The organism is Geodermatophilus sp. URMC 60, assembly GCF_053502585.1.
Window position 1 is genome coordinate 2,610,603 of sequence record NZ_CP199958.1, and the last position, 22,164, is coordinate 2,632,766.

Here is a 22,164-nt window from a genome sequence, read left to right on the forward strand (position 1 = left end):
AGGATGGACGTGTGGACACCACCGTCGACGTCGTGGACCCCGGGACGGCGGAGCGCCTCCTCGCCGAGGTGGAGGCGGCCGCCCGCCGGCTGGCCGGTGTGGTGGAGCGGACGCCGCTGCAGCGCAACGCGCGGCTGTCCGCGGCGACCAGGGCCGACGTCCGGGTCAAGCGGGAGGACCTGCAGGTCGGCCGGTCCTACAAGATCCGCGGCGCGTACAACACGATCAGCCAGCTCGACGCCGCCCGGCAGGCCGCCGGCGTCGTGTGCGCCAGCGCCGGCAACCACGGGCAGGGCGTCGCCTACGCCTGCCGGGCCCTGGGGGTGCACGGCTCGGTCGTCGTCCCGGGGACGACGCCGCGGCAGAAGCGCGACCGCATCGCCGCGCTGGGCGGGGAGAGGGTCGACCTGGTGGTCACCGGGGACACCTACGACGAGGCGGCGGCCGCGGCGCTCGCCCACGCGCGGGACACCGGCGCGACGCTGGTGCCGGCCTTCGACGCCGTCCCCACCGTGGTCGGGCAGGCCACCGTGGCGCTGGAGGTCCTCGAGCAGCTGCCCGCCCCGCCCGACGTCGTGGTGCTCCCGGTCGGCGGCGGTGGCCTGCTGGCCGGCTGCGCGACGTGGCTGCGGCGGCACAGCCCCGGCACCCGGGTCATCGGCGTCGAGCCGGCCGGGGCGGCGAGCATGGCCGCGGCGCTCGTCGCCGGGGAGCCGGTGGAGCTGCCGCAGCTCGACACGTTCGTCGACGGTGCCGCCGTCCGCCGGGTGGGGGACGTGACCTTTCCGCTGGTGCGCGACTCCGGGGCCGAGCTGGTCGCGGTCCCCGAGGGCCAGATCTGCACCGAGATGCTCGACCTCTACCAGGTGGACGGCGTCATCGCCGAGCCCGCCGGGGCCCTGGCGACCGCCGCACTGACCGGCGGGTTGGTCCCGGTCGAGCCGGGGCAGACGGTGGTCTGCCTGCTGTCGGGCGGCAACAACGACGTCAGCCGGTACGGCGAGGTGGTCGAGCGCTCGCTGGTGCACCGCGGTCTCAAGCATTACTTCCTCATCGAGTTCCCGCAGGAGCCCGGAGCACTGCGGCGCTTCCTGGACGAGGTGCTCGGCCCCGACGACGACATCGTGCTGTTCGAGTACGTCAAGCGTGACAACCGGGAGACCGGCGCCGCACTCACCGGTATCGAGCTCGGCAGCGCGGACGACTTCCCCGGGCTGCTGGCGCGCATCGAGGCCAGCCCGCTGCGCATCCAGCACCTCGCGCCGGGGACGACGGCCTACCGGTTCCTCGTCTGAGGTCGGCGGGGGCGGCCCCGCCACCGGCCCCGGCACCGGGCCCCGGATCGCCGACGGTCGACGGGGCGCTGTGGTTGACACCGCTTTCGGGGGCGCAGCATGCTGCACGAGCCGGTCGCCGCGACGAGGCACTGCACGCACGTGACGAGGGCCGCATGACCGGTCGCGGCATCCGCGTGCCGAGCGAGTCCTGACCACCCGGCCGAGCCCTGGAGCAGCCGTGTTCACCGTGTCGTTCGTGCTGTACGAGAAGGCCGGCACACCCCGCGAGGAGGCCCTGCGCTACTGGCGCGAGCAACACGGGCCGATCGTGGCGCAGGTCCCGGGCCTGCGCCGCTACGTGCAGCAGCACGCCGTCGCCGCGCCGGAGGGGGAGCCCCCGTTCCTCGGCCTGGCCTGGATCTCCTTCGACGACCAGGAGTCCTTCACCTCGGCGGCCGCCGGCCCGGAGTTCGCCGCCGCGGTCGCCGACGTGTCGAACTTCGCCGACGAGACGAGGCTGCCCACGGCCTTCGTCGAGGAGGTCACGATCCTGGGCTGACCCCGACCCGGTCGATCTGCGCGGCCAGCGCGTGCAGTCGCGCGCCGAACACCGGGTCGAGCGAGTCGGCCCAGGCCACCCGCCCCAGGACGTGCTCGCGGAAGGTCGCCGGGTCGTGCCCCCGGGTCTGGGTGACCCAGCCGTGCCGGGCGCAGTTGTGCAGCAGGGCGCGTCGCGCTCGGGCCGGGGCAGTGTGGGCCGGGTGTTGACGACGGCGCCCAGCACCCGCTGCCGGGAACCGGCGCCGGCGACCCGGGTCTCGGCCGGGTTCACCCGGAACCCCTCCTCGGTGGCGACCGCGGTGACCGCCGAGGCGGACCGGTCGCCCCTGATCCGCCGGTCCCCGGAGAAGGTCAGGTCGTCGACGTAGCGGGTGTAGCGGGCGCCGAACCCGGCGGCCAGTCCGGCCAGCCGGCGGTCGAGGCGGAGGCGGACGAGGTTCCCCAGCGCCGGCGAGATCGGGGCGCCCTGCGCAGGTGCGCGACCGGCTCGGTCAGCAGCCGCACCCCGCCGCGCCGCTCGACGGCGTGCCAGCGGTAGCGGCGCAGCGGCTCCTCGACCGTGCACTCGAGTCCGCGGACGTCGGTGAACCAGGCGAGCTGGCCCTGGTCGAGGTCGAGCAGCCGGGCCAGCGCGGCGGCGTCCGGCAGCGCGGGGACGCCGAAGCGGTCGCCACCACCGCGGTGGCCCTCGGACGCCGACGGACGACGCGCGGCGGAGCGACCGCCCCGACCTCGAGCGGGCCGGGACGAGCCGCTCCGGAGCGGGTCAGGACGGCGTCAGGTCGGTGCGGTGCAGCACCCGGCCCCCGACGTCCCGCAGCTCCACGGTCATCACACCGCTGTCGCCGTCGATGCGGACGTGCCCGAGGAACTGGGAGAAGTCGTTCGGCTCCTCGCCCGCCCGCCGACCGGTGCGGGAGAAGACCGCCTCCGGGCCGAACGTCCCGTCGAGCTCGCTCGGGCCGAAGGTGCCCGCGTGCAGCGGTCCGGAGACGAACTCCCAGAACGGGTCGAAGTCGTCGAAGGCGGCGCGCTCGGGGGAGTAGCGGTGCGCTGCCGTGTAGTGGACGTCGGCGGTCAGCCAGACGACGTTGCGGACGCCGTGCCGCCTGAGGTCCGACAGCAGCCGGGCGATCTCCAGTTCCCTGCCCAGGGGCCGACCGGGGTCGCGGTTGGCGATGCCCTCCTGGGTGACCTCGCCGTCGGGGACGACCAGTCCGATCGGCATGTCCGAGGCGACCACCTTCCACAGCGCCCGCGACCTCGTGAGCTGCCGGGTGACCCGGGCCAGCTGCTCATCCCCGAGGATCCGGGTACCCGGCCCGTCCGCGGCCAGGTTGTCGGTGTTGGGGCCGCGTTGGGTGCGCAGGTCCAGGGCGACGACGTCCACCAGGGGCCCGTACGGCAGCACGCGCTCCACCCGGTCGCCGCCGATGGGCGTGTACTCGCGGAAGGCCCGGCGGGCACGGGCGGCCAGCGTATCGACGTCGCGGACCGTGTACCGCTCGTCGGTGAGGACCTCGCCGGGATACCAGTTGTTGGTGACCTCGTGGTCGTCCCACTGCACCACCAGCGGTACCTCGGCCGCCATGCCGCGCACGTTGGCATCGAGCAGGTTGTAGCGGTACTGGCCGCGGTACTCGTCGAGCGTCTCGGCCACCTTGCTCTTCTCCGGCGTGACGACGTTGCGCCACACCGTGCCGTCGGGCAGGACAACGCTCTCCTGCAGCGGCCCGTCGGCGTAGACGTTGTCGCCGGAGTGCAGGAAGAAGTCCGGCTGCAGGCGGCGGATCGCCTCGAACCCGGTCATGCCGCCGGTGTCGGGGCTGATGCCCCATCCCTGGCCGGCGACGTCCCCGGACCAGGCGAAGGTGACGTCCCGCCGGTCGTGCGGCGCGGTGCGCAGCCGGCCGACCACCGGCTCGCTGTCCTGCCCGTCGGCGTCGAAGTGCACCCGGTAGAACAGCTCGGTCCCGGCGGGCAGCCCGTCCGCGTGCACCCGGCCGGTGTGGTCGGTGTCCGGCCCGACGTCGAGTCGCCACCGTCCGCGGGGACGGCGGAAGTCGGCCGTGGCCGCGACCTCCACCAGCATCCGGGCCGGGCGGTCGGTCTTGGACCAGATCACCGCCGAGTGCGGCGTGACGTCGCCGCTCTGCACGCCCCACCGTGCCTCGGGCCGCGACCGCACCAGGCCGGGTGTGCCGGACGCCGTGGGCGCAGGACCGCCGAGGGCGCCCAGGCCCACCCCGGCGCCGAGGACCGCGGCGCCCTGCAGCAGGCGCCGGCGGGACAGGCCGGGCTCGGCCGGGTCGCGACGGGCGTCGGGGGAGTGGGACACGGGGGACTCCGCTCTCAAGGTGCTCGGGCCGGGCCCACGCTGCTGACCCGATCGGACGCCGGGACGACGCAGCGGTGCACGGACCCGGAGCAGCGGGTGAACACGGAGAGCCCCATCGTGGACCGGTTCCCGGCGCACGGGTGCACCCACGCGCCCGGCCGGAGGACCGGGTCGCGGAGACCCCGATCCCCAGCGAGGCCACGGGGCGCTGCCAGCTCCGTCACAGGTTCCGGTCCGACCATCTCCTCGAGGGCTGGACACGCCGGCCGCAGACCGAGGAGACCACCGTGCGCAAGAAGTTGGTCGTCGCCGCCGCCGCGGGCGCCCTGACGCTGACCGGGCTGGCCGTGGCCGTCCCCGCCGTCGCCGCCACCGAGGACACCGACGGCACGTCGACGTCCGTCGTGGACCGCATCAAGGACGCACTCTCCGGCCTCGTCGACGACGGGTCGATCTCCCAGGAGCAGGCCGACGAGGTGGCCACCACGCTCGGCGATACCGGCTTCGGCAGGCACGGCGGTCACGGCGGCTGGTTCGGCCTCGAGACCGCCGCCGAGACGCTGGGCATGACCGAGGACGAGCTGCGCACCGCGCTCGAGGCCGAGGGGGCCACGCTCGCCAAGGTCGCCGACGAGAAGGGCGTCGCGGTCGACTCGCTCGTCGATGCCCTGGTCAAGGCCAAGCAGGAGGGCATCGCCAAGGCGGTCGAGGAGGGCATGCCCCAGGAGGTGGCCGACCAGCGACTGGCCGACCTGGAGAAGCGGGTCACCGAGTGGGTCAACTCCACCCGCGAGGACATGCCGTGGGGCGGCGGTCACCGCTGGTGGGGCGGTCCCGACAACGACTGACGTCCCGACGCGACAGCGGCGCCGTCCCCGGTGGGGTGGCGCCGCTCTGCTGCCCGGCGGGGGGTGGACGGCGGCGTGGGACGGAGGTTAGCCTCGCCTTACCGCGTCCGAACGGGCGGGAGCGTGAGGCGAGGAGATCCGCGTGGGGCTGCGACTGCCGGTCGGCGACGTCACCGTGCTGCTGGGCCCGGCTGCTGCCCGCCGCCGGGTGATGGCCGCGCTCGACGACGACAGCGGCCGCTGCGCCTCCGGGCACTCCGCCGTCCGCGTGCACCGCCTCGCCGCCTCCGCGGGCGACGGCGTGCACCGGCGCGTGGCGGCGATCGAGGCCGTGCGTGAGGCCGAGGCCACGATCGTGCTCATCGACCGCCTCACCGACGGGCTGAGTGCGCCGGACCGTCGCACCGTCCTCGCGGCTCTGCGCCCGGTGGCGACCAGCGGCCGCGCGGTCCTCGTGGACGACGACGACCCGGTCGCCGCACTGGCCGTGGCCGACGGCGCGCTCCGTGCCGACCCGGCCGGCGGGCTGTCGGCCGAGTCCCTGGGGGACCTGGACTACCTGGCCTCGTAGGTCAGGCAGTCGGCCGCGTCGGTGCCCGGCCCGACGCGGACGCTGGGTGCGTGGCACTCGAGCTTGTCGTTGTGGACGCAGTCGGAGCGGTGGCAGGCCCCGACCAGCCCGTTGCGGTCCAGCCCGGCGCGGAAGCTGATCTCCACGAAGGTGCCGCAGTGGGCGTGATCGCCGCCCACGGTGATCGCGCCGGCGTGACAGCTGTGCTCGGCGTTGTACGAGCAGCTGTCGACCGAGCAGTCCTGGACCTGGGGCATGTCCTGCAGAGAGGTCATGCCCCAGGTTGGCACGCCCCGGGGGACCCCGCCAGCAAGCTGAGGCTTGCCTCAGCCGCAGGTCAGCGGCCTGTTCGCGGAACGTGAACGGCCGCATCCCACAGCGACCTCACAGCCGTTGCACCGCGGTCTCCGAGCCGTGGCGGGGACCATGGGGCAGGGACGGGAGGAGGTGACCGCACGTGGTCGTGCAGACCGGATCGGCCCCGACCGCGGCGCGCCGGGCCCGCGGGCAGGAGGTGCCGCAGGGTGCCCTGGTGGTCGTCGGCGGGCTCCCCGGCAGCGGCAAGACGACGCTGCTGCGCAGGCTCCTGGCCGGGCGCGTCCCGGGGGTCGTGGGCCTGGACTCCGAGGACGTCGCAGCCCGGCTGCAGGCCGTGGCCCCGCGCCTCCCCTACCGGGTGGTGCGGCCGCTGGTCCACGCCTGGCACCGGGTGCGGGTGCTGCGCGTCGTCGCCGGGCCCGCACCGGTCGTCGTCCTCACCGATCCCTGGACCCGACCGTGGTGGCGGGCCGTCGTCCTGTCCGCCGCGCGGCGGGCCGGACGCTCGGTGCGGCTGGTGCTGCTCGACGCGTCACGGGAGCTGGCCGAGAGCGGGCAGACCGCCCGCGGACGGCAGATCCCGGCGCGGTCGATGCGCCGGCACGCCATCCGGTGGGGCACCCTGCTGCGGGCGGTCGCGGGACCCGACGGCGGCAACGGGCTCGACGCGGTGACCGTCGTCGACCGGATGCAGGCCGACCGGCTCGCGCTGGCCGACGTGCTCGGCCGTCCGGCGGCCTGAGGCCCGGGCCGCCCAGCGGCACCGGCGCGCCCGGGAGCGGGCGAGGGCCGCCGTCCCCGCCGGGGAGCCGGCTCGTCCGCGCGGCGGCGCGGCGTCCAGCCAACCGACGACGAGGACGTGCGGGAGGGTCAGCGCGGCCAGCAGCGGCAGGTCGGTGGCCACGAACGCGCGCCACCCCCCGGCCGCCGACCACAGCAGGACCAGCACGACGAGGACGGCGGCCGTCGGGAGCGCGGCCCGGACGGCGAAGCGGCGCAGCGGCCGGCCCAGCCGCCCGGCGGACAGGTCACCGGCCGCGGCCGGGTCCTCGGCCACGACGCGCGCCACGTGCCGCACCGCGTGCCAGCAGCCGAAGTACACGCCGAACGCCGCCAGCGGCGGGACGACGAGCACCAGGGCGGTCAGCCCGGCCAGTTCGGCGGCCTCCAGCCGCTGCCCGTGCCGCAGTCGCTGCCCGGCCAGCAGCACTGCGGCCGGCAGGACGACGGCGAGGACCGCCGTCCGCACGCCCGCGGGCAGCGTCCCGTCGGAGCCGGGGACGAGGGCGGCGACCACCGCGGCGGTCTCGGCCGTGCCGCGCACCAGCGGCACGAGGAGCACGACGGCCCCGACGACGAGGGCCGCGGCCGGCCGCCGCCGCACCGGGTGGCCGGCCCGCAGGTCGGCGAAGGCGGTCTCCCCGGTGCCGAAGTGCCACGCCGAGACGGCGACGAACAGCAGCAGCGCGGGGCCGGGCCAGGCGCGGAAGGCGAGCCACGCCGCGGCGGCCAGCGCGGCGTAGGCGGCGGCGAAGAGGGCCACCCGGGACGGTGACCAGCGCAGCCGCGCGGCCGGGACCAGGTGGTCGACCGCGCCGTGCGGCAGGCCGAGCAGCAGCCCGGTGACCAGCAGCGCGGGAGCGGCGTCCCCCCATCCGCCGGGGACGGCCACCTCGACCAGCAGGACGACGGCCACCGCCGCGCCCGAGACCGCCGTCGCCACGCGTGCCGGGGCGGCGAACGGGGTCGCCGGTCGCGCCGAGGCGACCCGGGAGGACACGGCCACGCGGCGGCCGGTACCCGCTCCGGAGGGCGCAGTCACCCCGTGCGCCCCAGCGGAGACCGAGGACCCGGTCGTAGGGTCGCCGCCATGCTGCCTCCCGTCGTCGGCGCGTCCTGGCTGCGCGAGCACCGCGAGGACGTCGTCGTCGCCGACGTCCGCTGGTACCTCGACGGCCGGTCCGGCCGCGCCGCCTACGACGCCGGTCACCTTCCGGGCGCGGTCTTCGTCGACCTGGACCGCTGGCTGGCCGCGCGCGCCGAACCCGGCGCTGGGCGGCACCCGCTGCCGGAGCCGGAGGTCTTCGCCGAGGGGATGGCCGCGCTCGGCATCGGCGACGACGATCCCGTGGTGGCCTACGACGACGCGGGCGGGGTGGTCGCCGCCCGGCTGGTCTGGATGCTGCGGGGAACCGGGCACGACGCGGCGCTGCTCGACGGTGGTGTCGCGGCCTGGGACGGCCCGCTGGAGCAGGCGGTGCCCGAGCCGGCCCCGGCGGTGTTCACCGCGCGCCCGTGGCCGGCGCAGCGGCTGGCCGGGCCCGAGGACGCCGTCGACCCGGCCGCGGTGGTGCTGGACGCGCGCGACCCCGAGCGCTACCGCGGGGACCACGAGCCGGTGGACCCGCGGGCGGGTCACGTGCCCGGGGCGGTCAACGTGCCAGCCCGGGCCAACCTCGGGGCCGACGGCCGCTTCCTGCCCGTCGAACAGCTGCGCGCGACCTTCGCCGCGGCCGGGGTCACCGCCGGCAGCGACGTGGTGTCCTACTGCGGCTCCGGGGTGACGGCCTGCCACAACCTGCTCGCGCTGGAGCTGGCGGGCCTGCCGCAGGGCCGGCTGTACCCGGGCTCGTGGTCGCAGTACAGCGCCGATCCGGACCGGCCGATCGCCGTGGGCGACCGGCCGTGCTGACCAGGGCCGGTCAGGCTCGTCCGGCGAGCAGCGTCCCCGGGCGGGGCCGCGGGATCCCCGCGGGGACGGCCGGCGCCTGGGCGGAGGCGGGCAGGGGGCGGCCGAAGAGGTAGCCCTGTGCGTGCGAGCAGGCCAGCCGGCCGAGGACGGCGTGCTGCTCCTCGGTCTCGACGCCCTCGGCGACCACCTCGAGGTCCAGGCTGCGGGCCAGCTCGATGATCGAGGCCACCAGGGTGGTCGACCGGCCGCCCGAACCCAGGTCCTGCACGAAGCTGCGGTCGATCTTCACGACGTCCGCGGGCAGCCGGCGCAGGTAGGACAGGCTCGAGTAGCCGGTGCCGAAGTCGTCGATGGCGATGCGGACGCCGAGGCCGCGCAGCGCGCGGAGGCTGCCGACCACGGCCTCCACGTCGTCGATCAACACGCTCTCGGTCAACTCGAGGGTGAGCTGCCCGGCGGGCAGCCCGCTGTCGGCCAGCGCCGCGCGGACGGTGGCCACCACGTCGTCGTCGAGCAGCTGCCGCGGCGAGAGGTTGACCGCGATGTCGATCGGCCGGCCGGCCTCCTTCGACCAGCGCGCGGCCTGGCCGGTGGCCTCGGTGAGCACCCAGCGGCCGATCTCGACGATGGCGCCGCTCTCCTCGGCCAGCGGGATGAACTCCGTGGGCGGGACCAGCCCGCGGGTGGGGTGCTGCCAGCGCAGCAGCGCCTCGTAGCCGGTGGTCGCGCCCGCGGTGAGCTCGACCGTCGGCTGGTAGTGGACGGCGAGCTGCCCCTCGGCGACGGCGGAGTCGAGGTCGGTGACCAGCTCCGCCTTCGACTGGGCGGCCCGCTCCATCCCCTCGGCGTAGACGACCACGCGGTTCTTGCCCGAGGACTTGGCCAGGTACATCGCCAGGTCGGCGTTGCGCAGCAGCGTGTCGGCGGAGCGGTCCCCGGCCGAGACGGAGTCGGCGACGCCGATGCTCACCCGCACGTGCACCGGCCGGCCGTCGACGACGACCGGCTCGGCCAGGGCGCTGAGCACGCGCCCGCCGATCTCCGCAGCCGTGCAGGCGGAGCCGGCGACCACGACGGCGAACTCGTCGCCGCCCAACCGGGCCACCTGGTCGACCGAGCGCACGCAGCTCTCGAGCCGCTGGCTCACCGTCGTCAGCAGCTCGTCGCCCGCGGCGTGGCCTCGGGAGTCGTTGATGTCCTTGAAGTCGTCGAGGTCGAGGAACAGCACGCTGGTCGGCCCGGACCGCCGGGCCAGCATCCGGTCGGTGGTCTCCAGCAGCAGCGTGCGGTTGGCCAGGCCGGTGAGCGGGTCGCGCAGCCCCTGCTGCTCGTTGAGCCGCCAGGCGGCGAGGTGGGCCAGGCTCGCAGCGAGCACGAAGGCCCCGTGGACGAGGGCCCAGGTCCACGGCGAGTGCTGCGCGCTGCCGTGGCCGAAGACCGACTGCGGGAACAGCGTCCCGAGGACGCCGTGGTGGGCGAGGACGACGGCCAGCGCCATCCCGAAGGGCACCCAGTTCTGGTACAGCGCCGAGAGCCCGACCATGACGAAGAAGTGGAAGTGCGCCTCGGTGAGGCCCTCCATGAGGTAGACCAGGACGACCGAGGCGGCGAGCAGGCTGGCCGTGGCGGCTGCCGAGCGCAGACCGCGGCCGGCCCCGGGCAGCACGGTGAACACCAGGGGATAGGCGACCGCCAGCGTGAGGAGCAGAGCGAGCAGCGGCGACCGGCCGAGCAGCAGCGCCAGGACGCCCAGCCCGCCCGCCTGCGCGGCGGCGACCCGGACGACGGCCCGGTGACGCCGGTGCCAGACCTCCTGGGGCAGGTGCCGGCCCTGGGGCAGGGCCGTCGTGAGCGGCCGGTGCAGTGCCTCGAGCATGCAGGTGTCCTCGGCGTCGGGACCGGGGGTCTCCAGCTCACTCCCGCCCACCTCACCCGTCCGGGGGACCGGTGCCCCGACTGGCCGCCGGCCGGCGGGTCGGTCAAGGTGCGGGAGGGCGCCGGGCAGCCGACCCCGGCCAACGGGTGGGTGTCGTCCCGGCACCCGGAGTCCGAGGAGGGCGTGCGATGCGGGCCATGGTCTACCGGGGTCCCTACAAGGTGCGGGTCGAGGAGAAGGACGTGCCCGCCATCGAGCACCCCAACGACGCGATCGTGCGGGTCACGCTGGCCGCGATCTGCGGCTCGGACCTGCACCTCTACCACGGCCTCATGCCGGACACGCGGATCGGGCACACGTTCGGCCACGAGTTCATCGGGATCGTGGAGCAGGTCGGGTCGTCGGTCCGGAACCTGCAGGTCGGCGACCGGGTGATGGTGCCGTTCAACATCTTCTGCGGGTCGTGCTGGTTCTGCGCCCGCGGCCTGTACTCCAACTGCCACAACGTCAACCCGAACGCCACGGCGGTCGGCGGCATCTACGGCTACTCGCACACCACCGGCGGCTACGACGGCGGCCAGTCGCAGTACGTCCGCGTCCCGTTCGCCGACGTCGGTCCGGTCCGGATCCCCGACTGGATGCACGACGAGGACGCCGTCCTGCTGACCGACGCGGCCGCGACCGGCTACTTCGGCGCGCAGCTGGGCGACATCGCCGAGGGCGACACGGTCGTCGTCCTCGGCGCCGGGCCGGTCGGCCTGATCGCCGCCCAGTCGTCGTGGTTGATGGGCGCGGGCCGGGTCATCGTCGTCGACCACCTGCAGGAGCGGCTGGAGAAGGCGCGGAGCATGGCCCACGCCGAGACGCTGGACTACGACGAGTACGACGACGTCGTGGTCGAGCTGAAGAAGCAGACCGACTTCCTCGGCGCCGACGTCGTCATCGAGGCGGCGGGCGCGGAGGCCGACGGCAACCTCCTGCAGCAGGTGACCGGGACCAAGCTCAAGCTGCAGGGCGGTTCCCCGGTCGCGCTGAACTGGGCGATCGACGGGGTGCGCAAGGGTGGCACCGTCTCCGTCGTCGGCGCCTACGGGCCGATCCCCAACGCGGTGAAGTTCGGGGACGCGCTCAACAAGGGGCTCACCCTGCGGATGAACCAGACGCCGGTGAAGCGGCAGTGGCCGCGGATGTTCGAGCACGTGCGCAACGGCCACCTGACGCCGCGGGCGATGGTCACCCACCGGTTCCCGCTGGAGCACATCGCCGAGGCCTACCACGTGTTCTCCGCGAAGCTCGACGGCTGCATCAAGCCGCTGGTCCTGCCCGACGCGGCCTGAGCGAGGAGGAACGATGACCGACCCCGAGATCCCGAGCGCCTACGTCCGGGACAAGCGCCCACCCCGCGAGACGCCGGAGCAGCTGCGGGCCCGGATCCCCGGCTGGGGGGCCGACCTCGACCCCGCCGACCGACCCTCGTACCCGAAGCTGCAGTACCCGGCCGACACCGGCGCGCACTGGGACTTCCCCGAGCGGCAGCCGGAGAAGTGGCCCCGGGAGCGGTCGATCGAGCACGCCTTCGTCACCCCGGTCTTCGGCACCGCGCAGCCGCCCAGGGGGCTGTCCGGGGCCATCCGGAAGCTGGCCTACCGGCGCTTCAGCGAGGGCCGCCTGGCGCACTGGCTGCTGCTGATCGTCGGCGACCGGGTCGACGCCTGGGGCAGCCACCTGCGCTCGTTCGCCACGCTGCACCCGGACAACCCCCTGACCCAGACCGGCGTGAAGGCCGAGTGGACCCACGGCGGGCTGCGCTCGCGCCGCGGGCGCTCCGACGCCCGCCACCACGTCATCGACCCGGTGATCGTGGCCGGGCCGTGGGTGGCCGGCGCGGTCGTGGCCTGGACCGGCGTCCGCCGCCTGGTGCGGGCCCTGCGCCGCTGACGCACCGAACGGCGCCGTTCCCCATCGACGTGCCTCGGTCGCAGCGGTGGAATGGACGGGCACGGCCTGCTCGACCCCCGTCCTGGAACAGAGGGACGCCATGCCGCCCATCGGGGTGCCCCGCCCCCGCAGTGCGCCTGTCGGGACCGTGCCCCTCCGCCCGACCGCGCGCGTGTTCGGTGCCGGGCCGGCCCTGATCGGGCACCGCGGTCTGGGCTGCGGGGTCGTCCGCGGCCACCGGGAGAACACCCTGGCGTCGTTCACGGCGGCGGCCGACCTGGGGATGACCTGGGTGGAGGCCGACGTTCGGCGGACGGCGGACGACGTCCTGGTGGTGGCGCACGACGAGGCGTACCCGGACGGCACCCGCGTGGCCGACGTCGACGCGGCCGAGGCCGATCGGCGCGGCACGCTCCAGCTGCGCACGCTGGTGGAGCGGCTGGTCCCGGGGGTGGGACTGGACCTGGACCTCAAGTCCGCCATCGACGACAGCCTGCGACCGCCGGCGCGGACCACCGCGGCCCTGCTCGTCCCCGTCGTCGCGGCCGAGGTGCGCCGCCGGCCGCTGATGGTCACGTCCTTCGACCCCGCGGCGCTGGGTCTGCTGCGCGCCCGGGTGCCCGCGCTGCCGCTGGGTTGGCTCACCTGGCGCCACTTCCCCCTCGACGTCGCGGTGGCCGCCTGCGCGCACATGGACGTCGACGTGCTCGGGCTGCACGTCGGATCACTCGCCGACCGCGGTCCCGGGACGGTCGACCCGGCCACCGTGGCCGGCACGCTGCCGTTCGTCCACGGCGCCGGGCGCCGGCTCATGGTCTGGTGCCCGGACGCCCACCTGGCCGGCGCGCTGCTCGAGGCGGGCGCCGACGCCGTGGTCCTGGACGACGTCCCGAGGGTCCTCGAGCTCCTCGGACCCAGGGCGCCCGGGACCCTCGAGGGGTCGGCGGCAGGCGGTCGTCGGTGACGCGTGGAGCCGCACACGAGCCGTGAGGCGCGGGTGCCTCGCAGGCTGCGGCTGTCCTGACCTCCAGCCGACTCCCAGGCGTCGTCCAGCTGAGGTACGGAGATGGCCTCTACCGTCGCCGTCAGTGACGAGGACCCAGGAGAACCCGTGCAGCACCCGCGACAGGACCTGACCCCCACCTACCAGGGCCGCCCGCTGCCCCGGCCCGACGAGGAGCTCGTCGACCAGGGCCTCGGCTTCGACGTCGGCACCCTGCTCAGCCGCCGCCGGTTGCTGACCGTCCTCGGCCTCGGTGCGGCGTCGGCGGGCCTGGCGGCCTGCGGCCCGGGCGGGTCGACGAGCTCGTCCTCGGCGTCGGCGTCCGCCGCCACGACGGCCTCCGGCGAGATCCCGGAGGAGACCGCAGGCCCCTACCCGGGCGACGGCTCCAACGGCCCCGACGTGCTGGAGCAGAGCGGCATCGTGCGCAGCGACATCCGGTCCAGCTTCGGGGAGTACAGCGGGACCGCCGAGGGGGTGCCGATGACCCTGGAGCTGACCATCGCCGACCTGGCGAGCGGCGGGGTGCCGTTCGAGGGCGTCGCCGTCTACGTGTGGCACTGCAGCCGCGAGGGCGGCTACTCGCTCTACTCCGCGGGCATCGAGGACCAGAACTACCTGCGCGGCGTCCAGGTCGCCGACGCCGACGGCCTGGTCCGCTTCACCAGCGTCTTCCCGGCCTGCTACGACGGGCGCTGGCCGCACGTCCACTTCGAGGTCTACCCGGACCAGGCCGCCATCACCGACTCCGCGAACGCCATCGCCACCTCGCAGGTCGCGCTGCCGCAGGACGTCTGCGAGGCGGTCTACGCGACTGCCGGCTACGAGGCGTCGGTGGGCAACCTGTCGCGGGTCAGCCTGGCCGGCGACAACGTCTTCGGGGACGACGGCGGCGCCGGCCAGCTGGCCACCGTGACCGGCGACGTCGCCGGCGGCTGCACCGTCCGCCTCGCGGTCGGCGTGGACACCTCCACGACCCCGACCGGCGGTGGGCTGGGCGGCGACGGCGCACCCTCCGGCGTCCCCGGTGGCGCGCCGCCCCGCGGTGGACCCGGCGGCACCGCGCCGCCCGCCCCGCCGGGCAACTGACATCCCGGCGGCCGTCGACGCCGCAGCAACCGCCCGGTTGGAAGATGGTGGGCACCGTGGTCCGAGTGGGGAGGCGTTCCGGATGAGGACGGTCGCGATCGCGTGCCAGGGCGGCGGCAGCCACACGGCGTTCACCGGCGGCGTGCTGCAGCGTCTGCTGGCCAGCAGGGACCACCGGGTCGTCGGGCTGTCCGGCACCTCGGGCGGCGCGGTCTGCGCTCTGCTGGCCTGGTACGGCCTGCTGACCGGCGGCGCGGCCGAGGCCGGCCGGCTGCTGGAGCGCTTCTGGGAGGCCAACTCGGCCACCACGCTGAGCGGGAAGGCGGCGAACGCCTGGCTGGTCGGTCTGGCCCGGCTGGAGGGACGGGTATCGCTCCCGGCGGTGAGCCCCTACGTCTATCCGGCCTTCGCCGGTGCGGCCTTCACCGACCTGCTCACCCGTTCCGTGGACGTCGACCGGCTGGCCCGGCTGCAGGAGTCCCCACCGGAGGACCAGCCGCTGCTGCTCCTCGGCGCCGTCGACGTCCTCAGCGGCGACTTCAAGGCCTTCTCCAGCCGGCGCGGGGAGATCACCGTGAACGCCGTGCTGGCCTCGGCCGCCGTCCCGTTGCTCTTCCGCGCCGTCGAGGAGAGGGGCCGGTTCTACTGGGACGGGCTGTTCAGCCAGAACCCGCCGGTGCGCCAGCTACCCTACGCCGGCCCGGAGGAGATCTGGGTGATCCGGATCAACCCGCGCGCCCGGGCCACCGAGCCGAAGACGGTGGGCGACATCGCGGACAGGCGGAACGAGCTGGCCGGCAACCTGTCGCTGGAGCAGGAGCTGCATCTCATCCGCAAGGTCAACGAGTGGGCGGACCGTCTCGGCGATCCGTACCGGCGCATCGAGATCCGCGAGATCGGTCTCGACCTCGACCTCGACGTCGCCAGCAAGCTGGACCGCCGGCCGGCGTTCATCCGCCGGCTGTTCGACGCGGGACGGGAGCAGGCGGACGCATTCCTGGCCGGGCTGCCCGGCTGACGCAGGCCGCCGTCGCGGCCGCACGGGACTGCCGACGATCACCCGTTCGCGAACCTGGAACCGGAGCAGGCGGCCGCGCTCGGTCCAGCGGCAGCCACGAGCGGCACCTGACACCGCGGCCGGGTCGGCCCTCCCGGGCGTGGACCGATGCACCCTCGGTCGGTGCCCGTAGCCGCCCGCGGGGCGACGCGCGATCCAGGTGGTCGGAGCCGGGTGGCGACACCGCCCGTCAGCGGGCGGCGAGCGCCGCGCCCATCCGCTCGACGGCCTGCACCAGCACCGGCCGCGGGGTCGCGACGTTCAGCCGGACGAACCGTTCACCGGCGGCGCCGCACAGCAACCCCTCGGTCAGGGCCACCCCGGCGCGCTCGAGGAAGAAGGCGCCGGGCTCGGGCAGACCCAGCTCCCGGCAGTCGAGCCAGGCCAGGTAGGTGCCCTCGGGCGGGGCGTACCGGACGCCGGGCAGGTGCTCGGCGACCAGGTCGGCCAGCAGCCGGCGGTTGCCCTCCAGGTGGGCCAGGACCTCGTCCAGCCACTCGGCACCGGCGGTGTAGGCGGCGGTGTTCGCCACGACGCCGAGGGTGGAGGCGCCGTGCTCGGCGTGCAGGCCCACCCGGGCCCACCTGGCGGCGTCGGCGTCGTTCGACAGCACCAGCTGCGCGCACTTCAGGCCGGGCAGGTTCCACGCCTTGGACGCCGAGGTCGCGGTGACCGTGTGCCCGGCCGGCACCTCCCCGAGCGAGGCGTAGGGGACGTGCCGGTGACCGTGGTACACCAGCGGCGCGTGGATCTCGTCGGAGAACACCCGCCCGCCGTGCCGCTCGACCACCTCGGCGACCGCGGTCATCTCCGCGGGCTCCAGCACCCGGCCGATCGGGTTGTGCGGGTTGCACAGCACGAGCAGGTGCGCGCCGGCCCGGAACGCCGCGTCGAGGGCGTCGAGGTCGTAGACGTACCGGTCGCCGTCCCGGGCCATCGGCACCTGGACGACCTCGCGGCCCAGCGCGGGCGGCAGGGTGAGGAAGGGCATGTAGGCCGGCGTCGGCAGGATCACCGGGCTGCCCGGCCGGGAGAAGTGCTCGGTCGCGGCGACCAGCCCGGCCAGGACGTCGGCCACCGGGCGCACCCGCTCGGGCGGCACCGCCCAGCCGTACCGGTCGGCCGACCACGCCGCGTACGCCTCGGACATCCCCTGCAGCAGCGCCGGTGGCAGGTAGCCGAAGGCCGCGGAGTCCACCGCCGCGTGCAGCGCCTCGGTGACCGCCGGCGCGGTGCCGAAGTCCATCTCGGCGACGAACGCCCCGATCGCCTCCGGGTACAGCGACCACTTGAGGCCGCCGCGGCGCCGCAGCTCCTCGACGGTGAGGTCGTCGAAACCGGCCACCTCAGACGCCGGTGGCCCGGGCCAGCAGCTGGGCCAGGTGCACGCCGTCGCGACCGGCGAGCTGGTCGAGCTGGGTGCGGCAGGAGAAGCCGTCGGCGAGGACGACGGCGTCCGGTCCCGCGGCCCGGACGGCGGGCAGCAGCTGCTGCTCGGCGATCGTCACCGACACCTCGTGGTGGCCGCGCTCGACCCCCCAGTTGCCGGCCAGCCCGCAGCAGCCGCCGACCCGGGTGACCGTGGCGCCGGCCTCCCGCAGCAGCCACTCGTCGGTGGCCCACCCCAGGACGGCGTGGTGGTGGCAGTGCGGCTGGGCGACGACCGCCACCCCGGCCAGGGACGGTGGCCTCCAACCCGGGGTCTCCCGGAGCAGCTCGGCCAGCGTGCGGGTGCCCGCGGCGACCCGCTCCGCGGCCACCCCGCCCACCAGCTCCAGCGCCTCGTGCCGCAGCACCGCGGTGCAGGAGGGCTCCACGCCCACCACCGGGATCCCGTCGTCCACCAGCGGGGCGAGCAGCTCGACGGTGCGGCCCAGGGTCCGGCGGGCGGCGTCCAGCTGGCCGGTGGTGATCCAGGTCAGCCCGCAGCACGCCTCGGCCGGGGGCACCTGCACCCGGTAGCCGGCGTCCTCCAGCACCGCGGCGGTGGCGAGCGCCACCTCGGGCGCGAAGTGGTCGGTGAAGGAGTCCACCCACAGCGCGACTGCTCGCCCGCCCGCCCCACGGCCGTCCCTGGCCGGGGCCGGCCGTGGGGAGGGGCGGGAACGCCATTGCTCCCGGAAGGTGCGCGAGGCGAACGCCGGCAGCGAGCGGCGCTGGTCGACGCCGGCCCCCCACTTCGCCAGCCGCCCGCCGAGGCGCGACCTCGTGACCGCGTTGGCCAGCCGGGGCGCGCGTGCTGCGACGTCCGCCCAGCGCGGCAACCAGCCCAGCGTGTAGTGCGCGCGTGGGCGCAGCCGGCGGCGGTAGCTCTGGTGCAGCACCTCGGCCTTGTAGGAGGCCATGTCCACGCCGGTGGGGCAGTCCCGCGAGCAGCCCTTGCAGGACAGGCAGAGGTCGAGGGCCTGGTGCACCTCCGGCGAGCGCCAGTCCCGCACCGGCCCGCCCGGGGCGAGCATCTCCTGCAGCACGCGGGCCCGGCCGCGGGTGGTGTCCTTCTCCTCCCGCGTCGCCGGCCACGACGGGCACATCACCCCACCGCTGGCCTGCAGGTCGGCCCGGCACTTGCCGACGCCGGTGCAGCGGTGCACCGCCGCGGAGAAGTCGCCCCCGTCGTGCCGGTAGGCCAGCGCGAGGTCCGTCGTCCGCCGGGGTGCGGCGGCGACGCGGATGTCGTCCTCGACCCGGGCCGGGCGGACCAGGACGCCGGGGTTGAGCACGTCGGCCGGGTCGAACAACCCCTTGACCCGCTCAAAGAGGCCGAGGACGTGCGGGGAGTACATGTGCGACAGCAGCTCGCTGCGTGCCCGGCCGTCGCCGTGCTCGCCGGAGACCGACCCGCCGTAGCGGGCTACCAGCGCCGCGGCGTCCTGCACGAAGCCGCGGTAGGCCGCGCGGCCGCCGTCCTCGCCCCGGCCCAGGGGGAAGTCGATGCGCACGTGCACGCAGCCGTCGCCGAAGTGGCCGTACGGGACCCCCTGCAGGCCGTGCCTGGTGAGCAGGGCCTCGAACTCGCGCAGGTAGGCGCCGAGCTGCTCGACCGGCACCGCCGCGTCCTCCCAGCCGGCGTGCGCGGGGCGGCCCTCGGAGGTGCGTCCGGCCAGCCCCGCGCCGTCCTCGCGGATCCGCCAGATCGCCGCGGCCTCAGCCACGTCGGTGACCACCATCGAGTCCAGCGCGCCGGCGTCGGCGAGCACGCCCCTCGCCTTGGTCTCGACCTCGGCGACCGTGTCGCCGGTGAGCTCGACGATCAGCCACCCGTCGCCGCGGGGGAGGTCGGGCACGACCGCTGCGGGGACGTCGCGGAGCCGTTGCACGATCCGCTGGTCGAGGCCCTCGACGGCGGTGGGCTCGTGCGGCAGCAGCCCCGGGGTGGCGTCGGCGGCGTCGGCCATCGACGGGTAGCCGAGCACCACCAGACCGCGGAAGGGAGCGTCGGCGACCAGCCGCACGGTCGCGCCGAGCACCACCGCGAGCGTGCCCTCGCTGCCGACGAGCGCGCGGGCGACGTCGAAGCCCCGCTCGGGCAGCAGGTGCTCCAGCGAGTAGCCCGACACCTGCCGGCCGAAGCGGCCCAGCTCGGTGCGGATCGCCGCGAGCTCGCCGTCCACCAGCCGCCGCAGCTCGTCGAGCACCCCGCCGCTCGTCGGGCCGTCCGCCCCGAGCCGGAGCCGCTCGCCGGTGCCGGTGACGACGTCGAGGCCGACCACGTTGTCCGACGTCCGGCCGTAGCCCAGGGCGCGCGAGCCGCAGGCGTTGTTGCCGATCATCCCGCCGATCGTGCAGCGGTTGTGCGTGCTCGGGTCGGGTCCGAAGCGCAGCCCGTGCGGCCGGGCCGCGGTCTGCAGCGCCGCCTGCACCAGGCCCGGGTCGACGGTCGCCGTCCGTGCCTCGGGGTCGATCGCGTGCACCCGGGACAGGTACCGGCTGGTGTCGAGGACGACGCCGGGGCCGACCGCGTTCCCGGCGATCGAGGTGCCCGCGCCGCGGGCCGTGAGCGGGACGCCGAGCTCCCGGCAGACGGCGAGGGTGGCCTCGATCTCATCGGGGTGCCGGGGGCGCACCACCGCGCGGGGCAGCACCCGGTACAGCGAGCCGTCGGAGGAGTACAGCGACCGGGCCAGGCCGGAGTCGTCGACGTCGCCGATCCCCGCGCGGCGCAGCGCCGCTGTCAGGTCGGTCGCCACCTCCGGTGCCTGTGTCATCAGCGCTCCCTCGTCGCGTCGGTGCCTCCTCCTTGTACACCGCACCGGCCCGTCGACGGGACGTCGGCCCCTGGGCGGGTCGGCCGAACCGAACCAGCATGGGGCGATGGCCTTCGACGTCGAGCGGCTGCTGCGGCTGTGGTCGGACCCCCTGCCGGTGGACGACGCCGCCGCGGCTGACGCCTTCCGCGAGCTGTACGCCGACCCGGTGACGGTCAACGGCACGGCAATCCGCCCGGCCGACCTGGTCGTCCGGGCGCGGGCCGTGCAGCACACGTTCGACCCGGTGCGGCGGGAGGTCCTGTCGGTCGTCGAGGAGGGGGACCGGGTCGCGGTCGCCTTCCGGATGGGCGGCCGTCAGGTCGGCACCTGGACGACGTCCGCCGGTCCGGTACCGGCCACCGGGCGGGAGCTCTGGCTGCGGGTGATCGACGTCCTCACCGTCGCCGACGGCCGGATCACCGACATCGTCATGGTCGCCGACGAGCTGGGGGTCCTGGTCGGTCTGGACGCCGTCCGGCTGCGCACGCCCGCCGACGCGGTCACCGGGGACTGACGGTTCCGGTACCGAGGGCTGACCGGACGCCGGGGCGCTGGAGAGCCGCTGGTGCCCACGGGCGCCCGCCGGGGTCAGGCGTGGGCGACCTCTCGTGCCAGGCCGGCGATGTGTGCCGAGGCGGCCCGCGGCTCGATGCCCAGGGCCCGCAGGCCCTCGACGCCTCCCTCCGCACACACGTCCCTGTACAGGGCGATGCCGAGGGCCGAGGCGAGCTCCGGCCGACGCCGGCGCAGGGCCCGGGCGCCGAACGCGAGCACCGGGCGGGGGACGACGACCCGGCGCATGCGCACGCCGAGCGCGCGCTCGAAGGCGTCGACGACCTCGTGCCGGGTCAGCGCCTCCGGTCCACCGAGGTCCAGCGCCTCGGGCGGGTCGGCCATCGTGGCCAGGCGCACGCAGGCCTCGGCGACGTCGTCCTCGGCGACGTACGGCACGGGTGTGCGGCCGCGACCGTGGATCACGGCCAGTCGCTTGTCCGGCCGGATGCCGGACTCCGGTCCGAGCCACGTCTCCTGGAACGCGGCCGGCCGGACGAGCACCGACCGAACGGGCGAGGCCTGCAGCAGCCGCTCGGTGGCCCGCTTCGCGGCGAAGAGGGGCACCAGGTCCACCATCGCGTCGGTCATGCCCTGCGAGGAGACGAACACGAACCGCTCGACGCCGGCCGCCTCGGCCGCCCGCACCAGGGCGGCGTTCCCGGCGAGGTCGACCCGCTCGATGGACACGTCCCTCGCCCCGGCCAGGTTTCGTCCCATGCCGTTGGCGGTGGTGACGACCGTGCGCACCCCGTCCAGCGCCCGATCGAGACCGGCCGGGTCGGTGAGGTCGCCGACGCTGAGCTCGACACCGGACGACCGCAGGGCGGCGGTGTCGCCGTGCGGCCGGACCAGCGCCCGGAACGGGATCCGGCGCTCGGTCAGCCGGACGGCGATCCGGCCGCCCAGGTCGCCGGTCGCGCCACAGAGCAGGAGCTCGGCCATGATTCCTCCCGGGGTGATGACCCAGGCAGGCACGGTGCCAGACCGCCGTCAACGCCCCGTCACGTCCGCCGGCGGCCGGACCCGGAACTCGCTCCGCCGTTCCGGAACTCGGTCCTCGCGCACCCGGACGGCGCTGTCCGGCTGTCACGGCGAGGCCGTGCGCCCGTTCGCGGACACGAGGTGCCCGGACCCCAGGCGGCGTCCACCGCCGTTCCCTCTGTTGGGTGACCGTCCCGGTGGGGAGGGTGATGCCGGGCCGCGTGTCCGCACCGCCGCCGGCGACACGCGGGATCGCAGGAGGTCCCTGAGCGGAGGTCGTCGATCCTCGGTCGCCATGACGGGCTGGCATGCACTCCTCGGGGCCGAGATCCCGATCGTCACGGCGGTGACCCGGCTGGACTACCTGAGCCGGCGGGACAGCGCGGCGACGGTGGAGCGTCCCGATGTCAGGCCCTCGTACTCCTGGACCGACCACCTGCGCGGGCAGGTCGAACCGCTGGACCTCGAGGAGTCCCTGGAGCTGCTGGACCTCGGCATCGGCGTCGCCCGGCGCGCCTACGACGCGCAGCACCGGGGCATCCACGCCGCGCGGCGGGCCGGCGCCTCGTGGGAGCAGATCGGGGCCGTGCTCGGCACCACTGCGCTGACCGCCTGGAACGGCCACCAGCGGTGGATCGAGGAGCAGGTCGAGCTCTTCGAGCTGACCGGACGGGGCGGGCTGGACGACGTCGGTGCGGTCGAGGCGCTGCACCTGGCCGGCGAGCGCCCGGTGGGCCTGGGCTACGTCGCGCGGACCGCTCACCCGGAGGACTGACGGTCCCCTCCCTGGCACCGCCCGGGCCTGGTGACGTC

The 22,164-nt window shown here is 75.4% G+C and carries 19 protein-coding genes and 1 pseudogene; 13 read left to right on the plus strand and 7 right to left on the minus strand.

Annotated elements, in window-relative coordinates; genetic code table 11:
* Positions 1-11 precede the first annotated feature (11 nt).
* Both ilvA and ACWIX3_RS12505 read left to right on the plus strand, forming a co-directional pair.
* Positions 12-1,295, plus strand: coding sequence for a threonine ammonia-lyase IlvA (ilvA, locus tag ACWIX3_RS12500; RefSeq protein WP_448612388.1), 1,284 nt, complete (start codon positions 12-14; stop codon positions 1,293-1,295).
* Positions 1,296-1,515: 220 nt separating this feature from the next.
* On the plus strand, positions 1,516-1,836 hold the full coding sequence (locus ACWIX3_RS12505; RefSeq protein ID WP_448612389.1) for an EthD family reductase: 321 nt from the start codon (positions 1,516-1,518) through the stop codon (positions 1,834-1,836).
* 768 nt (positions 1,837-2,604) lie between these two features.
* Here ACWIX3_RS12505 and ACWIX3_RS12510 read toward each other — a convergent pair.
* Positions 2,605-4,176 (minus strand): alkaline phosphatase D family protein, encoded by a 1,572-nt coding sequence (locus tag ACWIX3_RS12510; protein WP_448612390.1) that lies wholly within the window; start codon positions 4,174-4,176, stop codon positions 2,605-2,607.
* A 287-nt stretch (positions 4,177-4,463) separates the two neighbouring features.
* Between ACWIX3_RS12510 and ACWIX3_RS12515 the strand changes: the two genes are divergently transcribed.
* Complete coding sequence (locus tag ACWIX3_RS12515; protein ID WP_448612391.1) at positions 4,464-5,024, plus strand: hypothetical protein; 561 nt, start codon at positions 4,464-4,466, stop codon at positions 5,022-5,024.
* Positions 5,025-5,166: 142 nt separating this feature from the next.
* Positions 5,167-5,595, plus strand: a complete 429-nt coding sequence (locus ACWIX3_RS12520; RefSeq protein ID WP_448612392.1) for a hypothetical protein — start codon at positions 5,167-5,169, stop codon at positions 5,593-5,595.
* Here ACWIX3_RS12520 and ACWIX3_RS12525 read toward each other — a convergent pair.
* Positions 5,580-5,870, minus strand: a complete 291-nt coding sequence (locus ACWIX3_RS12525; protein ID WP_448612393.1) for a DUF1540 domain-containing protein — start codon at positions 5,868-5,870, stop codon at positions 5,580-5,582. The genes ACWIX3_RS12520 and ACWIX3_RS12525 overlap by 16 nt on opposite strands.
* Positions 5,871-6,052: 182 nt before the next feature.
* On the opposite strand from ACWIX3_RS12525, the gene ACWIX3_RS12530 reads away from it, so the two are divergent.
* Positions 6,053-6,655, plus strand: coding sequence for an AAA family ATPase (locus ACWIX3_RS12530; protein ID WP_448612394.1), 603 nt, complete (start codon positions 6,053-6,055; stop codon positions 6,653-6,655).
* Between the two features lie 105 nt (positions 6,656-6,760).
* Here the strand turns inward: ACWIX3_RS12530 and ACWIX3_RS12535 are convergent.
* Positions 6,761-7,903: pseudogene (locus ACWIX3_RS12535) on the minus strand (Brp/Blh family beta-carotene 15,15'-dioxygenase); the annotation flags it as partial.
* Here ACWIX3_RS12535 and ACWIX3_RS12540 point away from each other — a divergent pair.
* Positions 7,784-8,605 carry a sulfurtransferase gene (locus tag ACWIX3_RS12540; RefSeq protein ID WP_448612395.1) on the plus strand — a complete coding sequence of 274 codons (822 nt, stop codon included), beginning with the start codon at positions 7,784-7,786 and terminating at the stop codon, positions 8,603-8,605. The pseudogene ACWIX3_RS12535 and the gene ACWIX3_RS12540 overlap by 120 nt on opposite strands.
* Positions 8,606-8,615: 10 nt before the next feature.
* On the opposite strand, the gene ACWIX3_RS12545 is transcribed toward ACWIX3_RS12540, so the two are convergent.
* Positions 8,616-10,532: a putative bifunctional diguanylate cyclase/phosphodiesterase gene (locus ACWIX3_RS12545; protein ID WP_448612396.1), complete on the minus strand. Its 1,917-nt coding sequence runs from the start codon at positions 10,530-10,532 to the stop codon at positions 8,616-8,618.
* A 137-nt stretch (positions 10,533-10,669) separates the two neighbouring features.
* Here ACWIX3_RS12545 and ACWIX3_RS12550 point away from each other — a divergent pair, with 137 nt between their 5' ends.
* From ACWIX3_RS12550 to ACWIX3_RS12570, 5 genes are all read left to right on the plus strand, one after another.
* Positions 10,670-11,818 carry a zinc-dependent alcohol dehydrogenase gene (locus ACWIX3_RS12550; RefSeq protein ID WP_448612397.1) on the plus strand — a complete coding sequence of 383 codons (1,149 nt, stop codon included), beginning with the start codon at positions 10,670-10,672 and terminating at the stop codon, positions 11,816-11,818.
* Between the two features lie 13 nt (positions 11,819-11,831).
* On the plus strand, positions 11,832-12,419 hold the full coding sequence (locus ACWIX3_RS12555; protein ID WP_448612398.1) for a hypothetical protein: 588 nt from the start codon (positions 11,832-11,834) through the stop codon (positions 12,417-12,419).
* A gap of 148 nt (positions 12,420-12,567) precedes the next feature.
* Entirely contained in the window at positions 12,568-13,383 is an 816-nt protein-coding gene (locus ACWIX3_RS12560; RefSeq protein ID WP_448612399.1) for a glycerophosphodiester phosphodiesterase, read from the plus strand.
* Positions 13,384-13,530: 147 nt separating this feature from the next.
* Positions 13,531-14,511 (plus strand): intradiol ring-cleavage dioxygenase, encoded by a 981-nt coding sequence (locus tag ACWIX3_RS12565; RefSeq protein WP_448612400.1) that lies wholly within the window; start codon positions 13,531-13,533, stop codon positions 14,509-14,511.
* An 82-nt stretch (positions 14,512-14,593) separates the two neighbouring features.
* Positions 14,594-15,529, plus strand: a complete 936-nt coding sequence (locus tag ACWIX3_RS12570; RefSeq protein ID WP_448612401.1) for a patatin-like phospholipase family protein — start codon at positions 14,594-14,596, stop codon at positions 15,527-15,529.
* 229 nt (positions 15,530-15,758) lie between these two features.
* On the opposite strand, the gene ACWIX3_RS12575 is transcribed toward ACWIX3_RS12570, so the two are convergent.
* Positions 15,759-16,913: a MalY/PatB family protein gene (locus ACWIX3_RS12575; RefSeq protein ID WP_448612402.1), complete on the minus strand. Its 1,155-nt coding sequence runs from the start codon at positions 16,911-16,913 to the stop codon at positions 15,759-15,761.
* 1 nt (position 16,914) lies between these two features.
* A complete protein-coding gene (locus ACWIX3_RS12580) occupies positions 16,915-19,773 on the minus strand; it encodes an FAD-binding and (Fe-S)-binding domain-containing protein (protein ID WP_448612403.1) in 2,859 nt (952 codons plus the stop codon).
* 106 nt (positions 19,774-19,879) lie between these two features.
* Between ACWIX3_RS12580 and ACWIX3_RS12585 the strand changes: the two genes are divergently transcribed.
* Entirely contained in the window at positions 19,880-20,329 is a 450-nt protein-coding gene (locus tag ACWIX3_RS12585) for a nuclear transport factor 2 family protein (RefSeq protein WP_448612404.1), read from the plus strand.
* Between the two features lie 74 nt (positions 20,330-20,403).
* On the opposite strand, the gene ACWIX3_RS12590 is transcribed toward ACWIX3_RS12585, so the two are convergent.
* Positions 20,404-21,312, minus strand: coding sequence for an SDR family oxidoreductase (locus tag ACWIX3_RS12590; protein WP_448612405.1), 909 nt, complete (start codon positions 21,310-21,312; stop codon positions 20,404-20,406).
* Positions 21,313-21,646: 334 nt separating this feature from the next.
* Between ACWIX3_RS12590 and ACWIX3_RS12595 the strand changes: the two genes are divergently transcribed.
* Complete coding sequence (locus ACWIX3_RS12595) at positions 21,647-22,126, plus strand: hypothetical protein (protein WP_448612406.1); 480 nt, start codon at positions 21,647-21,649, stop codon at positions 22,124-22,126.
* Positions 22,127-22,164 lie beyond the last annotated feature (38 nt).